Source organism: Acinetobacter sp. 40AMC3-4, assembly GCF_049898185.1.
GTDB lineage: Bacteria > Pseudomonadota > Gammaproteobacteria > Pseudomonadales > Moraxellaceae > Acinetobacter.
Genome location: NZ_JAFCXG010000001.1, coordinates 447,745 through 460,507 on the forward strand (window position 1 = coordinate 447,745; position 12,763 = coordinate 460,507).

Here is a 12,763-nt window from a genome sequence, read left to right on the forward strand (position 1 = left end):
TCCCATAGAAGTCAGCCTAGCTTTGTCCTAAAATGCTAGGCTCTTCGTGCTTACATCAAGATATAGGAACCCACTAGAAATGACCCAAAAAACTGCCCTTGCTGCATTATTATTAGTTCCTAGTTTTAGCTTTGCAGCAACTGTCCTATCTGCACCACCAGAATTGAATAATAAATCCTACGTGCTAATGGACTACGAGACAGGGCAACTTCTCGCTTCAAAAAATGAAAATGAAAAATTAGCCCCTGCTTCAATGACCAAGATGATGACCAGTTACATCATCGAACAAAAACTATTGAGCGGTGAACTCACTGAAGATGAACAAGTGCGCATGAACGAGTCAGCATGGTGTCGCGGCAGTAGCGCGGAATCATGTATGTATGTACCTTTAAATGGTACGGCAACTGCACTTGAAATGCTTCGCGGGATTATTATTCAATCAGGGAATGATGCATCGAAAGCCATGGCTGAACATATTGCAGGGAACGAGGGTACCTTTGCACATATGATGAACCAAGAAGCTAAACGTATTGGCATGACCAATACCAGCTTTATCAATTCAACCGGTATGCCGGCTGAAGGTCATTATTCAACTGCCAAAGATATGGCAACGCTGGCACAACACATCATTAAAGACAGTTCTAAGTATTATCCGATTTATGCGGAAAAAGAATTTACCTTTAATGGCATCAAACAAGGTAACCGTAATGCCCTGCTATATACTGACCCGAGTGTAGATGGTTTAAAAACTGGCCATACTGATGAAGCTGGTTATTGTTTGACCACCTCTTCAAAACGTGGACCTACACGTTTGATTTCAGTGATTTTTGGTGCACCAACCATGCAGGAACGTGCGACACAAACACGTGAATTGTTGGCTTGGGGTTATGCAAACTTCGAAACCAAAAATGTTCAACCTGCCAAACAGGTACTTGCCAAAGCCAAAGTTTGGTTTGGTAAGGAAGATGAGGTTCAGATCGGTCTTGCGGAAAACTTTAACGTGACCATGCCAAAAGGTCAGGCTAATGCGATTAAAACCCAGCTGGTGGTTCAACCTAAACTGACTGCACCTTTACAGCCTGGTCAGGTCGTAGGTAAATACGTAGCGACTCTGGATGGTAAAGTAATTTCAGAAAAACCATTGGTGGCTTTAAACGCGGTTGAAGAAGCTGGTTTCTTCGCACGTATGCTCGACCACATTAAACAGTTCTTCTCAAACTTGTTCTAAGTTTAAATAAACTGTTTTAGTCCCGGACTAAGACCAAAGCACTCATTCAGATGGGTGCTTTTTATTTTATACTATGTACATGATCCTTAAACTTTTAATGAGCAGATCACCATGAGCCAAAACATTCGTTCTTATTTAGACACGACTCCAGAAATTGATAAATCGTGTTATATCGATCCGATGGGAATCGTGGTCGGCGATGTGGTCTTGGCTGAAAATGTTTCTGTCTGGCCTTTTGCCGTGATTCGTGGTGATGTTAATTCAATCCGGATTGGTAAAAATTCGAATGTTCAGGATCATGCCATGTTGCATGTCAGTCATAAAAAAGCCGATAAACCGAATGGTTCGCCTTTGATCATTGGTGAAGATGTCACGATTGGCCATCATGTGACATTGCATGGTTGTACGATTGGTAATCGTGTACTAATTGGGATTAACAGCATTATTCTGGATGATGTCATCATTCTGAATGATGTGATGATTGGTGCAGGTACGCTAGTTCCACCGGGTAAAGTTTTGGAAAGTGGCTGGCTCTATGTTGGTAGCCCGGCAAAAAAAGCACGTCCGCTCACTGAAAAAGAAATGGCATTCTTGTCTTATTCTGCGCAGAATTATGTGAAAGTCTCTCGAAATTATCTTGGGTAAATCAAAATAAACAGATCTCTTTATTTTAATCCTTTGGTTTAATTCTTGCTTTAAAACAAGCATAACTCGAAGGATTAAAATGTTTATTGCGGTTTACCGTTTCAAAATTAAACCAGCGACAAAGGAAGCTTTCATTCAGGCATGGAAAACTCATATGGAGGGCATTTATCTGGTTTTAGGTTCTCTCGGCTCTCGCCTGCATAAAGAAGAAAAGACTGGTGATTATATTGGTTATGCTCAATGACCAAACAAAACACATTGAGAAAATGCCGACTTTAACCACCTCAATTCAGAAGAATATTTAAAGTATAAAAAAGCAGGTGAAGTGATGTGTAAGACTATTATTTCAAGCGATACTATTTTGGAATTAGATGTCGAAGCAAATTATTTACAATCAAGAACGTTTCTTTTTGAATAATTTTTAAAGAGAGGCATATTTTAATTCTACTTATCAGACATGAACATGATAAAAAATATTTCTAAAGTGTTTACTGCCTATATTATTTAATATGACGAATTTAAAAAAATCAAATGGATCAATACGTAATATGTTGAGGCTATTTGTTCCTACATTTATGTCTGTGATAATTGAGTTAATATAAACATTTAAAAAATTATTAATTTACTAGCTTCTTTTAATATAAGGCCAGTATTAGAGTCTTTTCATGCTTTTTACAGGATAAATTCCGGGAAATTTCAAAAATGGAATAAATCCTCTCTCCAAGTAACATCTCAACTTAATATCTAAATACTTGTTCAAACATAGGGACTAAAAATTTATTGCCATATTCACTCAAATGGTCATCATCATAATACAAAGGACGAGCATTTTTTGAACCATAACAATATTCTGTATCACATAAATAAGGCAGAGGATTCAAGATTTTCACTCCACAGCGCTGAGCTGCTTCATCCTGAGCATCCCAAACAATTTTATGCCGTTTATGATATTCAGAAAGTGAAAGCTTCATATCTTCCACAGCACCATGTATAACCAGCTTATGCGAAATGGTCTTGGGAATATCTATTCCGAACTCTGGTATTGGTCGCATTAAATAAACCGGTCGGTCTTTTGCCAAACGACATGCTGTATCAACTAAAACTTGGGAAAATTCCTTTATAAACTGCCTATCCTCATTATAAAGATATTTTTTACTGAAGTAGACTGGTGCTAGTTTAGACCGTTCCGATTGGTCAGGCTCATTCACACCTTTTACATACTCTGAAGTACGACTGACCAAAACTAGCGGAATATTAGGATATTTTTTTAATTCTTCATTTGCCCATTGATTTAGAAGATCACATGAATCCGCACTGTACTCTTTATGATCTATATATCGAATGCCATCCAGTGTAGGACAGCTATCCATAAACCAGGAAATCACACCTGAGTTAAAGTGAGAGGCTGCTGTACCCAAAGAACTTGCTATTGCTGATGCATGACTATCCCCCATTAAAATTGCTAAAATTTTTTCTTTTCCGTACACACAACTCGGCGACCCTATTTTGTCATGAGAGGCATTACACTCTTCACGCCTAGGATCTATATCCCATGTTTCTGCAGCAGCAATCTCTACAATTTTAGGTAATCGAATTTCTTCAAATGGAAGTAGTTTGGCACTGATCGCGATTGCAGATAAACTCGCAAGCAAACCAAAACTAAAGATGACTAGAGCTTGTCTGGAAAGACGAAATTTCGTTAAAAATTGGCGTGAGGGTATTTCAACCAGTAAATAGGAAAGATGCCCCAGTATCAGACTAAGCACCAAACCAAATAGTATCCAGTTTAAATCATCTTGCACACTACCAAAATACAAGCCAACCACAACCGGCCAATGCCACAAGTAAATCGAATATGAACGATCTCCCAACCATTGTGCAACAGGGTGCGTGGTTAACATGGAGTCTTCCTGTTGTGACAATATAACCAGTACTGTACCCAGTACTGGTAACGCCGCCCAAGCAGAAGGCCAAACTAACCCCTTATGAATGATCAACATGGCCAATAACAATAAAAAACATCCCGCTACAAAGTACACCTTGGCAAATCTTTGTAATTGTGGAAATTCTTTCGCAGCTAAATAAACCAACCCACCAGCAACGAACTCCCAGCCTCGAACAGGCAATAAATAAAAGGAAGCTACGGGTTTCGAATGAGATATCGCGATGCTTAAAAGGAGAGATCCCAGAAATGCAAAACATAATCCGTATAATAAGGTACGGCGTTCCGATTTAATTTTTGTCAGTAGTAACAAGTAAATAGGTAATAATAGATAAAATTGAAACTCAATACCCAATGTCCATGTATGTAATAACCACTTTTCATGAGCAGTGCCATCAAAGTAATTAGAAGTACGCCAGTAATAAAGATTAGAGTTAAAAGACAGAGCACTACTCGATTGCGTACCCAAAAACATATAGTCAGGTAAGGGTAACCAAAACCACCCTAAAACCAGCAAAATAATAATAAGTATCATCAGGGCAGGAAAAATCCGTCTTATCCGTGCCATATAAAAATCAAATAATTTGAAGCTGTTTTTTTCAAGACTGCTGCAAATGATTGCTGTCATCAGGAATCCTGAAATGACAAAAAATATATCTACACCCAAAAAGCCTGCATTAAACCCTGGAACTTTGAAGTGAAAAAACAAGACCATTAATACCGCATAGGCACGCAGTCCATTGATATCTAATCGAAAACCAATATTTGAATTTGGCGGTGTCATCATGTCAACCTGCTCAAAATATTTTTTTAATGTTGGGTTTATAAGTTTATTTTTTGATGCATGATGAAGAAAACTTTGCATTAAATCAGAATGCAGTTAAAAAATTAGACAATACTAGAAGGTTTATAATATCTCTTAACTTTTTAATTATATTCGGTTATTTTTCTTCTTTTTTAAAAATTGATTGATATTTACTCAACCTTCTTATCTTCAAACTTGTCTTGTTTGAAGTCAATAGGCTAGACACATAACTCTATAAAAATATTTGTAGGCATCATTCAGAATACTTTTAAGACCAACATCATCACTTATCTAGCTAATTTAGGCTTTTTCGTCGTGCTATAAAGGGTATAACTATCTGATATATCAACTTTCAGTTATAGTCCTCATTACTTTAAATAATTGTTTTGGAAATCAAGCTTCTGATCCCCATCAGCATTTCTCCAAGTCCTGAAAAAATATTAACAGCCCCGCTATACTATTTTTATGTGCGTTTTCCCAGTTCTAAAATGATCACTTCAGCATTTATTTTCTCTGTAATTCATTAACCCCAAATACCATGATTATCATTGGTTGATTATTCATTAATGCATTAAGTCGCTTAAAGAAACCTGCTCTCAACATAGCCACACACCCTAAAATTTTATACAATAGTGCATCCTTTTCCATGGTGCTGCTTTATGACTGCTTGGACTGCTCATGTCACTGTCGCAACTGTCGTTGAAAAAGACGGAAAATTACTGTTTGTAGAAGAACATACAGAAGGTGTGACACACACGGTATTTAATCAGCCTGCGGGTCATATCGAATGTGGCGAAACTATTATTGAAGCTGCCATTCGCGAAACCATGGAAGAAACCGGACATACAGTGAGTATTGAATCACTGCTAGGTATTTATACTTATACCCCACCGATGTTCCCGGATCGGACATATTTTCGTTTCTGCTTTTTAGCCAAATCCATTGACTATGACCCCAATGCCACTTTAGATACAGATATTGTCGGCGCGGTCTGGATGACGCTCGATGAACTGATTGAATCTGCTCGTGCACGTAGTCCATTAGTGATTAAAGCCGTACAAGATGCACTTTCAGGTCAAAAATACCCTTTATCGCTCATTTACGAGCACCAAAATTCTCCCTTAATTTCAAATTTGGATGCCTAATCCTATGCAACAACGTGTCATCGTCGGTATGTCAGGTGGTGTAGATTCATCTGTTTCTGCTGCCCTTTTACTTCAACAAGGTTATCAGGTTGAAGGTCTTTTCATGAAAAACTGGGAAGAAGATGACGGCACAGAATATTGCACGGCGATGGATGACCTTGCCGATGCTCAGGCCGTTTGCGACAAAATCGGAATTAAGCTGCATACTGCGAACTTTGCCATGGAATATTGGGATCGCGTATTCGAGCATTTCCTGGCGGAATATGCGGCTGGCCGTACGCCAAACCCAGACATTTTATGTAATAAAGAAATTAAATTCCGTGCCTTCTTAGATCACGCGATTAACCTAGGTGCAGACTTTATTGCAACAGGTCATTATTGCCGTCGTGGTGAAACCATGACCAATTCACGTGGTGAAGAATATGCACCGCTACTGCGTGGTGTAGACAATAACAAAGACCAGACCTATTTCCTGCATGCGGTTCATGGTCGTGAAATTAACAAGACCCTGTTCCCTGTTGGTGAAATTGAAAAGCCACAAGTCCGTAAAATTGCAGAAGAATTAGATCTGGTCACGGCCAAGAAAAAAGACTCGACTGGCATCTGTTTCATTGGTGAACGTCGATTTAATGACTTCTTGAAGCAATATTTACCTGCTCAACCCGGAAAAATCGTACTGGAAGACGGTAAAGAGGTTGGTGATCATCACGGCTTAATGTACTATACGCTCGGTCAACGCGGTGGTATTGGTATTGGCGGTATGAAAGGCGTCGCTGAAGGCGCCTGGTTCGTATTGCATAAAGATATCGAAGGCAATCGTCTGGTGGTCGGCCAAGGCCATGAACACCCACTGATGCAAAGCACCATACTTTGGAGTGAGGCGATTGACTGGGTGGCAGGTGAGCAAGATATTCCTGAAACAGGTTTCCGCTGTACAGCCAAAACCCGTTACCGTCAGACTGATCAAGCATGTACTGTGTATCAAGATTCAGAATCACCGAATGGTGTTCGTGTTGAGTTTGATGAACCTCAACGTGCAGTGACCCCAGGTCAAAGCGTGGTGTTCTATTCAGGTGAAGTTTGTTTAGGAGGTGGTGTGATTCATCATACCAATGCACCTAAACCTGATTTTATAAAAGGATGAATTCGGCATGACGGAGTTACCATTTCAACCAGCCACAACGTTGAATACTCGTCAAAATCGTGCTTTGGCATTAGCGGGTGTGTTTCAGGCCACCCAGCTAACCCATATGACTGCATTGACGGGGCAGCAAAGTATTGGTGAAAGTGGTAACTTTTATTTTGAACAGTTGATTAGAGCCAGTCTTAATATCCGTCCCGGCAGCAATCAGAATGCCCAGACACTCGACTTTTTTAATCAGCTGGCCGATATTTCCTTAGGTTTAAAAACATTAGAAAGCAGCATTATTCAACCCTTCAATACTTCACCCAAATCCAGAATTCCAAAACTTTCCAGCACTAAACTTCCCATGAGCTATGCGATGGCACTTCTTCAGTTAGAAAAGAAGGTCTATAGCAACCCCAAATTTGTTGAAATTATTGAACAGTCTCAACAGAAAATTCTCAGACAGCTCTCCTTCTTCGATAATAATTACCTGCACCCCAGCATCATTGCCAACCTTGCTCAAACCTATGTCGATACGGCCGGACAGATTAATCCGCGTATTATGGTACGTGGCAATGCCGAAGCCTTTAAAGATGCCGGACACACCAACCGCATTCGTGCGTCCTTATTTACCGGTTTGCAAATGGCGCATCTGTGGCGTCAGCTCGGTGGCAGCTCTTGGGGTATGGTATTTGGCAAACGCAAGTTGCTACAAGATATTCAGAATCTAGCGCGTTTACAGTTTCAGGTGGTTTAACTGATGCTGCACGTGTTTTGTTTTACGTTTAATTCCAAAATCTAAGGAATCGATATGAACGCTTTAACTGCACTTTCTCCATTAGATGGACGTTACGCGAGCAAATGTGATGCTCTACGTCCCTTTCTTTCTGAGTTTGGTTTAATCCATGCTCGTGTGACTGTTGAAGTGCGTTGGTTACAAGCGCTTGCAAACCACCCGGAAATTACTGAAGTACCGGCGTTTTCAGGCGAAACTAATGCAGCGCTTGATGCGATTGTGAGCGATTTTTCTGAAGATGATGCCAATCGCATCAAAGAGATCGAACGCACCACTAACCACGACGTTAAAGCGGTTGAGTATTTCCTGAAAGAAAAAATCGCTGGTATCGAAGAACTTAAAAATGCCGGTGAATTCATTCACTTTGCATGTACGTCTGAAGATATTAACAATCTGTCACATGCCTTGATGCTGAAAAGCGGTCGTGATGTACTAGTTGCATCTATGCAGCAAATCATTGATTCAATCGTTGCGCTTTCTGAAAAGCATGCAGACCAGCCAATGTTGTCTCGTACTCATGGTCAAACTGCAAGCCCGACGACTTTGGGTAAAGAAATGGCAAACGTGGCTTACCGTCTTGCACGTCAAATCAAACAGTTTAAAAATGTTGAGCTACTGGGCAAAATCAATGGTGCAGTCGGTAACTACAATGCGCACTACTCTGCTTACCCAGACATCAACTGGCCTGCGCATTCACGAGCATTTGTAGAGTCTCTGGGTCTAGACTTCAACCCGTACACCACTCAAATCGAGCCACACGATTATATGGCTGAATTGTTTGATGCGCTGCGTCGTTTCAACACTATTCTGATCGATTTTAACCGTGATGTTTGGGGCTATATCTCTCTTGGTTTCTTCAAGCAAAAACTGAAAGAAGGCGAAGTTGGTTCTTCAACCATGCCGCACAAAGTTAACCCGATCGACTTTGAAAACTCTGAAGGTAACTTGGGTATTGCAAATGCTGTACTTGCACACCTTGGTGAAAAACTGCCAATTTCTCGTTGGCAGCGTGACCTGACTGACTCTACTGTGCTTCGTAACATGGGTGTTGGTTTTGCGCAAAGCTTAATTGCTTTTGAAGCTTGCTCTAAAGGTATTGGTAAACTTGAGTTGAATGCTGCGCGTATCAATGAAGATTTAGACAATGCGCAAGAAGTATTGGCTGAGCCTATTCAAACTGTAATGCGTCGTTACAACGTTGAAAAACCGTACGAAAAATTAAAAGCCCTGACTCGTGGTCAAGCCATGACTCGCGACATGATGGTAGATTTCGTAAACGGTAACGAGTTAGAAGCTGTTCCTGCTGCTGACCGTGCGCGTTTAGCGGAAATGACCCCTGCATCATATACAGGTAATGCTGCTGACCAGGCCAAACAAGTGGCTGAGCTGATTAAAAAAATCTAATTTGCAATAAGACGAAAAGGCGAAGCTCAGGCTTCGCCTTTTTATTTATAATGTGTTTTATTTTAAAAAAGATATTTCATAATAACGACATGATTGATCATCGACTTTCCGCCAAACATTATCTGAGCTTGGGCATTTTAATTCTGGCGATTTTGCTTGCCAGTATTCGTCCTTTAGAACTGGAAGCTTATCTCTTGCATCAGGCAGGCACAGTTTTCATGATCATCATGCTGCTCATCTGCCTGTATAAAATCGGCCTGAATTTTTTAAGTTTTAATTTATATATTCTTTTTTTGATTGTTCATGTGATTGCTGCGCACTATCTGTATTCTTATGTGCCTTATAACCAATGGATCGAGCAGATTTTTGGCTTTAATCTGAATGAAGTGATGCACTGGTCACGCAATATGTTCGACCGATTTGTCCATCTGGCCTACGGATTATTACTTTATCCAATTTTCCATCGCCTGTTTCAGGTCTGGTTACCACAGCAAAAACCCGTGGTCATTTTCCTGCTGGTGATTCAGTTTGTGGTGGCCAGCAGTATGATCTATGAGTGGCTGGAATGGCTGATTGCGATTGGTTTATCTCCTGAAGAAGCTGAAAACTATAATGGACAACAAGGTGATATGTGGGATGCGCACAAAGACATCTTGCTTGCTACGATTGGCGCGGCGATAATAGGCGGGCTGCAATTGATACCGAAAAATCAAAAAAGCTCATCGAAGTGAGCTTTTAAAATCACAATCTAATAGCTGAATTAAAGTTTTGGATCACGCATTTAATTACATTCATATCTTCAATTATGAATGTGGGCAATATCGCATCCAATCATCCTTCATTTTTTGCAGTTCATTCCCCGTCAACATCTCACTGTAATAAATGAAATAGGTTGCATCAGGATATTGAATCTCATGACGGAGCATTATGCCACGCAGTGACACAGATAACTCCTCAGGAAAATCATCCTCTAAATAAAGTTCTTCAAATTCATAATTAAAATAACAATTTTGCGTCGCAAGAAATGCTTCAGCTATAGCCATGTTTCTGCTCTAACAATAAAATATGCTTTATTTTATCTGATTAGTTTCAGTGATGGTTTACATTTCATTCGGTTCAATCCATTGAACAAACTTAGATTCTGACAAATGTGGATATTTGAACTTATCTAGATATTCAAAGCAGGCCTTTTGGCCTTGAGGGATTTTATCCAGATGCTTATCGAAGAATAAATGCCGACTATATTGAGCGCCATCAAAGCGAATACTCACACGTTCAAATTCGTTACCACCTCGAACTTTATGCATCTGATAAAACTGCACAACGCCACATTCTTTCGATGGAATAACAGGTGGATCATTGGGCTTTAGAAAGCTATACAGCAGAAAGATACAAACGCCGGGTAGAAAACTCAGCCAAAACAAAACCTTCTTAGAATTATCCTGAGTTAATTTTGCTTCAGAATAAAGCATACATAACATCGGAATAAATACGATACTAAAAAACCCAAGCAACAAAATAAACGTGAGCATATGAGCCTAGACTCAATCAGAGTACTCCACTTATATCACAACAATATGATTTCAAAAAATAAAAAAGCCCACCGAAGTGAGCTTTAAAATTCATTCAAGATCAATTGGATTAAAGTTTTGGATCACGTATTTGCACCAGATTTGCGTTTGCTTTACTTAAGCTTTCCATAACGTTATTCATGACAGTGGGTATCAGTGAATCAGCAATTTGCGCTGCTTGCAGGCCGAGTTTTTCACCCAAAGTTGGTTTCTTGCGGGTCTGGATGGAATAGATATCATGTTGGGTCAACAAGTTGAGCAGGTATTCATCTGAGGTTTGCAGTTTATCCACCAGATTTAGATCCAGCGCATCCCGACCATACCAATGCTCACCAGTGGCCACTTTTTCAATATTCAGCTGCGGGCGATACTTCTCAACGAAATGTTTGAATAAAGCATGGGTTTGCTGTAGTTCTTCTTCAAACTTAGCCTTACCCTCTTCGGTATTTTCACCAAACATAGTCACGGTACGTTTGTACTGTCCAGCGGTATAGAGTTCAAAGTCGATTTTATTGTCTTTCAGTAGGCGGTTAAAGTTGGGGACTTGAGCAACCACACCAATTGAACCAACAATCGCGAATGGTGCAGAAATAATCTCATTGGCAATACACGCCATCATATAACCGCCACTAGCGGCTACTTTATCGACACAGATGGTCAGATGAAAACCTGCCTCGCGTAAACGTACCAGTTGAGCTGCTGCAAGTCCATAACCATGGACCATGCCCCCCGGACTTTCCAGACGCACTACAACGCGGTCACGACCTGCTTTGGCTGTGGCCAGAATCAGAGTGATTTCTTCACGTAAGCCTTCTACCGCAGAAGCAGCCATATCACCTTTAAAATCGAGCACATAGATTTTTTGATTGGTTTTCTTACGTGCACGCGCTTCTTTTGACAGTTGTTGCGATAACTGTAAAAGTTCCAGTTTAGAGCCAGTAGTTTGCGCTATTTTTTTTCGTTGTTCATTGATACGCGCATTGAGATGACTAATACGGATTTCAGCGGACAGTTTCGGAGTATGAAATAACATAAAAAATCTATTCTCTATTTAATTCGGATTTATTCCTTTAGATTAGGTCAATTTCGGTTTTTTTCAACTTTATTTCGAGAATTATTACGATTATCACCATCTATTTCACCTATAAAAAAAGAGCCTTACGGCTCTTATTCTAGAGATCGGATTAACCGAAACGCCCTGTAATATAGGCTTCAGTCAACTGATGATCCGGCTGGGTAAAGACTTTTTCAGTCGAGTTGACTTCTATCAGATCACCCAAATGGAAATACGCAGTACGATCCGATACACGTGCTGCCTGTTGCATGGAGTGAGTTACGATCGCGATGGTATATTGCGTAGATAGCTCAGAAATCAGCTCTTCCACTTTGGCGGTTGCAATGGGATCGAGTGCCGAACACGGTTCATCCATCAAAATTACTTCTGGACTGACTGCGATCGTACGCGCGATACACAGACGTTGCTGCTGACCACCTGACAAACCTGTTCCCGGTTGATTCAAACGATCTTTCACTTCTTCCCACAGACCGGCTTTACGCAAGCTGCCTTCGACAATTTCTTCAAGATCGTACTTGTCACGCGCCAAACCATGCAGTTTTGGGCCATAGGAGACATTATCGAAGATTGATTTCGGAAATGGGTTTGGCTTCTGGAAAACCATACCAACCTGTGCACGTAGCAAGACCACATCCAGGTTTGGATCATAAATATCCTGATTGTCCAGCATCACTTTACCGGTTACACGGCAGCTATCAATGGTATCGTTCATGCGGTTTAAGGTACGCAGAAAAGTCGATTTACCACAGCCTGATGGCCCAATAAAAGCAATCACTTCATTTTCATAAATGTTCAGGTCAATGCCTTTAATCGCTTCCGCTTCACCATAGTACACATGCACATCAGAAGTACTAAGTTTCACATTCGTCGACTTCGCATCTTTTTTGCTGCTTTGCGTATCGAACTGGGAAACAAACGGAGTTGCTGGCTTTTGAGTTGCCTCATCCGAGGTGAATTGTGTCTGTTGTGGATTCACGATTTGATCCTTTTTTAAGGAATTTTGAATAACAGTTGTGTTCATGATTC

Annotated in this window: 13 protein-coding genes; 8 read left to right on the top strand and 5 right to left on the bottom strand. The window is 40.4% G+C overall.

What is annotated here, in order from left to right:
• The first annotated feature begins 79 nt into the window (after positions 1-79).
• From dacC to ACP7BU_RS02210, 3 genes are all read left to right on the top strand, one after another.
• The gene (gene dacC, locus ACP7BU_RS02200; protein ID WP_004646537.1) at positions 80-1,228 is read left to right on the top strand and encodes a D-alanyl-D-alanine carboxypeptidase PBP5/6; all 1,149 of its coding nucleotides are present in this window, start codon (positions 80-82) and stop codon (positions 1,226-1,228) included.
• Positions 1,229-1,339: 111 nt separating this feature from the next.
• On the top strand, positions 1,340-1,873 hold the full coding sequence (locus ACP7BU_RS02205; protein WP_425877985.1) for a gamma carbonic anhydrase family protein: 534 nt from the start codon (positions 1,340-1,342) through the stop codon (positions 1,871-1,873).
• Between the two features lie 79 nt (positions 1,874-1,952).
• Positions 1,953-2,117 carry a hypothetical protein gene (locus ACP7BU_RS02210; RefSeq protein ID WP_247144156.1) on the top strand — a complete coding sequence of 55 codons (165 nt, stop codon included), beginning with the start codon at positions 1,953-1,955 and terminating at the stop codon, positions 2,115-2,117.
• A gap of 493 nt (positions 2,118-2,610) precedes the next feature.
• Here the strand turns inward: ACP7BU_RS02210 and ACP7BU_RS02215 are convergent, their stop codons facing one another.
• Positions 2,611-4,680, bottom strand: coding sequence for an acyltransferase family protein (locus tag ACP7BU_RS02215; protein ID WP_314103935.1), 2,070 nt, complete (start codon positions 4,678-4,680; stop codon positions 2,611-2,613).
• A gap of 599 nt (positions 4,681-5,279) precedes the next feature.
• On the opposite strand from ACP7BU_RS02215, the gene ACP7BU_RS02220 reads away from it, so the two are divergent.
• From ACP7BU_RS02220 to ACP7BU_RS02240, 5 genes are all read left to right on the top strand, one after another.
• Positions 5,280-5,765, top strand: coding sequence for an NUDIX hydrolase (locus ACP7BU_RS02220; protein ID WP_425877983.1), 486 nt, complete (start codon positions 5,280-5,282; stop codon positions 5,763-5,765).
• 4 nt (positions 5,766-5,769) lie between these two features.
• Positions 5,770-6,909: a tRNA 2-thiouridine(34) synthase MnmA gene (mnmA, locus tag ACP7BU_RS02225; RefSeq protein WP_071851917.1), complete on the top strand. Its 1,140-nt coding sequence runs from the start codon at positions 5,770-5,772 to the stop codon at positions 6,907-6,909.
• 7 nt (positions 6,910-6,916) lie between these two features.
• Positions 6,917-7,648, top strand: a complete 732-nt coding sequence (hflD, locus tag ACP7BU_RS02230) for a high frequency lysogenization protein HflD (RefSeq protein WP_005107369.1) — start codon at positions 6,917-6,919, stop codon at positions 7,646-7,648.
• Positions 7,649-7,702: 54 nt separating this feature from the next.
• Positions 7,703-9,091 (top strand): adenylosuccinate lyase, encoded by a 1,389-nt coding sequence (purB, locus tag ACP7BU_RS02235; RefSeq protein ID WP_425877980.1) that lies wholly within the window; start codon positions 7,703-7,705, stop codon positions 9,089-9,091.
• 89 nt (positions 9,092-9,180) lie between these two features.
• Entirely contained in the window at positions 9,181-9,822 is a 642-nt protein-coding gene (locus tag ACP7BU_RS02240) for a DUF2238 domain-containing protein (RefSeq protein WP_425877978.1), read from the top strand.
• Positions 9,823-9,894: 72 nt separating this feature from the next.
• Here the strand turns inward: ACP7BU_RS02240 and ACP7BU_RS02245 are convergent, their stop codons facing one another.
• The 4 genes from ACP7BU_RS02245 to pstB all read right to left on the bottom strand — a co-directional run bounded on the left by ACP7BU_RS02245 (position 9,895) and on the right by pstB (position 12,758).
• The gene (locus tag ACP7BU_RS02245) at positions 9,895-10,134 is read right to left on the bottom strand and encodes a hypothetical protein (protein WP_425877977.1); all 240 of its coding nucleotides are present in this window, start codon (positions 10,132-10,134) and stop codon (positions 9,895-9,897) included.
• Between the two features lie 57 nt (positions 10,135-10,191).
• A complete protein-coding gene (locus tag ACP7BU_RS02250; RefSeq protein ID WP_004279718.1) occupies positions 10,192-10,623 on the bottom strand; it encodes a hypothetical protein in 432 nt (143 codons plus the stop codon).
• Positions 10,624-10,732: 109 nt separating this feature from the next.
• On the bottom strand, positions 10,733-11,695 hold the full coding sequence (sohB, locus tag ACP7BU_RS02255; RefSeq protein WP_004279717.1) for a protease SohB: 963 nt from the start codon (positions 11,693-11,695) through the stop codon (positions 10,733-10,735).
• Positions 11,696-11,846: 151 nt separating this feature from the next.
• Positions 11,847-12,758 carry a phosphate ABC transporter ATP-binding protein PstB gene (gene pstB / locus ACP7BU_RS02260; RefSeq protein WP_005246810.1) on the bottom strand — a complete coding sequence of 304 codons (912 nt, stop codon included), beginning with the start codon at positions 12,756-12,758 and terminating at the stop codon, positions 11,847-11,849.
• Between the last annotated feature and the right edge of the window lie 5 nt (positions 12,759-12,763).

Coding starts and splice junctions, on each gene's coding strand:
- ACP7BU_RS02210 (WP_247144156.1), top strand. CDS start 1,953: ATGTTTATTGCGGTTTACCGTTTCAAAATTAAACCAGCGACAAAGGAA.
- ACP7BU_RS02215 (WP_314103935.1), bottom strand. CDS start 4,680: ATGCAAAGTTTTCTTCATCATGCATCAAAAAATAAACTTATAAACCCA.
- sohB (WP_004279717.1), bottom strand. CDS start 11,695: ATGTTATTTCATACTCCGAAACTGTCCGCTGAAATCCGTATTAGTCAT.
- mnmA (WP_071851917.1), top strand. CDS start 5,770: ATGCAACAACGTGTCATCGTCGGTATGTCAGGTGGTGTAGATTCATCT.
- hflD (WP_005107369.1), top strand. CDS start 6,917: ATGACGGAGTTACCATTTCAACCAGCCACAACGTTGAATACTCGTCAA.
- ACP7BU_RS02220 (WP_425877983.1), top strand. CDS start 5,280: ATGACTGCTTGGACTGCTCATGTCACTGTCGCAACTGTCGTTGAAAAA.
- ACP7BU_RS02250 (WP_004279718.1), bottom strand. CDS start 10,623: ATGCTCACGTTTATTTTGTTGCTTGGGTTTTTTAGTATCGTATTTATT.
- ACP7BU_RS02205 (WP_425877985.1), top strand. CDS start 1,340: ATGAGCCAAAACATTCGTTCTTATTTAGACACGACTCCAGAAATTGAT.
- ACP7BU_RS02240 (WP_425877978.1), top strand. CDS start 9,181: ATGATTGATCATCGACTTTCCGCCAAACATTATCTGAGCTTGGGCATT.
- dacC (WP_004646537.1), top strand. CDS start 80: ATGACCCAAAAAACTGCCCTTGCTGCATTATTATTAGTTCCTAGTTTT.
- purB (WP_425877980.1), top strand. CDS start 7,703: ATGAACGCTTTAACTGCACTTTCTCCATTAGATGGACGTTACGCGAGC.
- ACP7BU_RS02245 (WP_425877977.1), bottom strand. CDS start 10,134: ATGGCTATAGCTGAAGCATTTCTTGCGACGCAAAATTGTTATTTTAAT.
- pstB (WP_005246810.1), bottom strand. CDS start 12,758: ATGAACACAACTGTTATTCAAAATTCCTTAAAAAAGGATCAAATCGTG.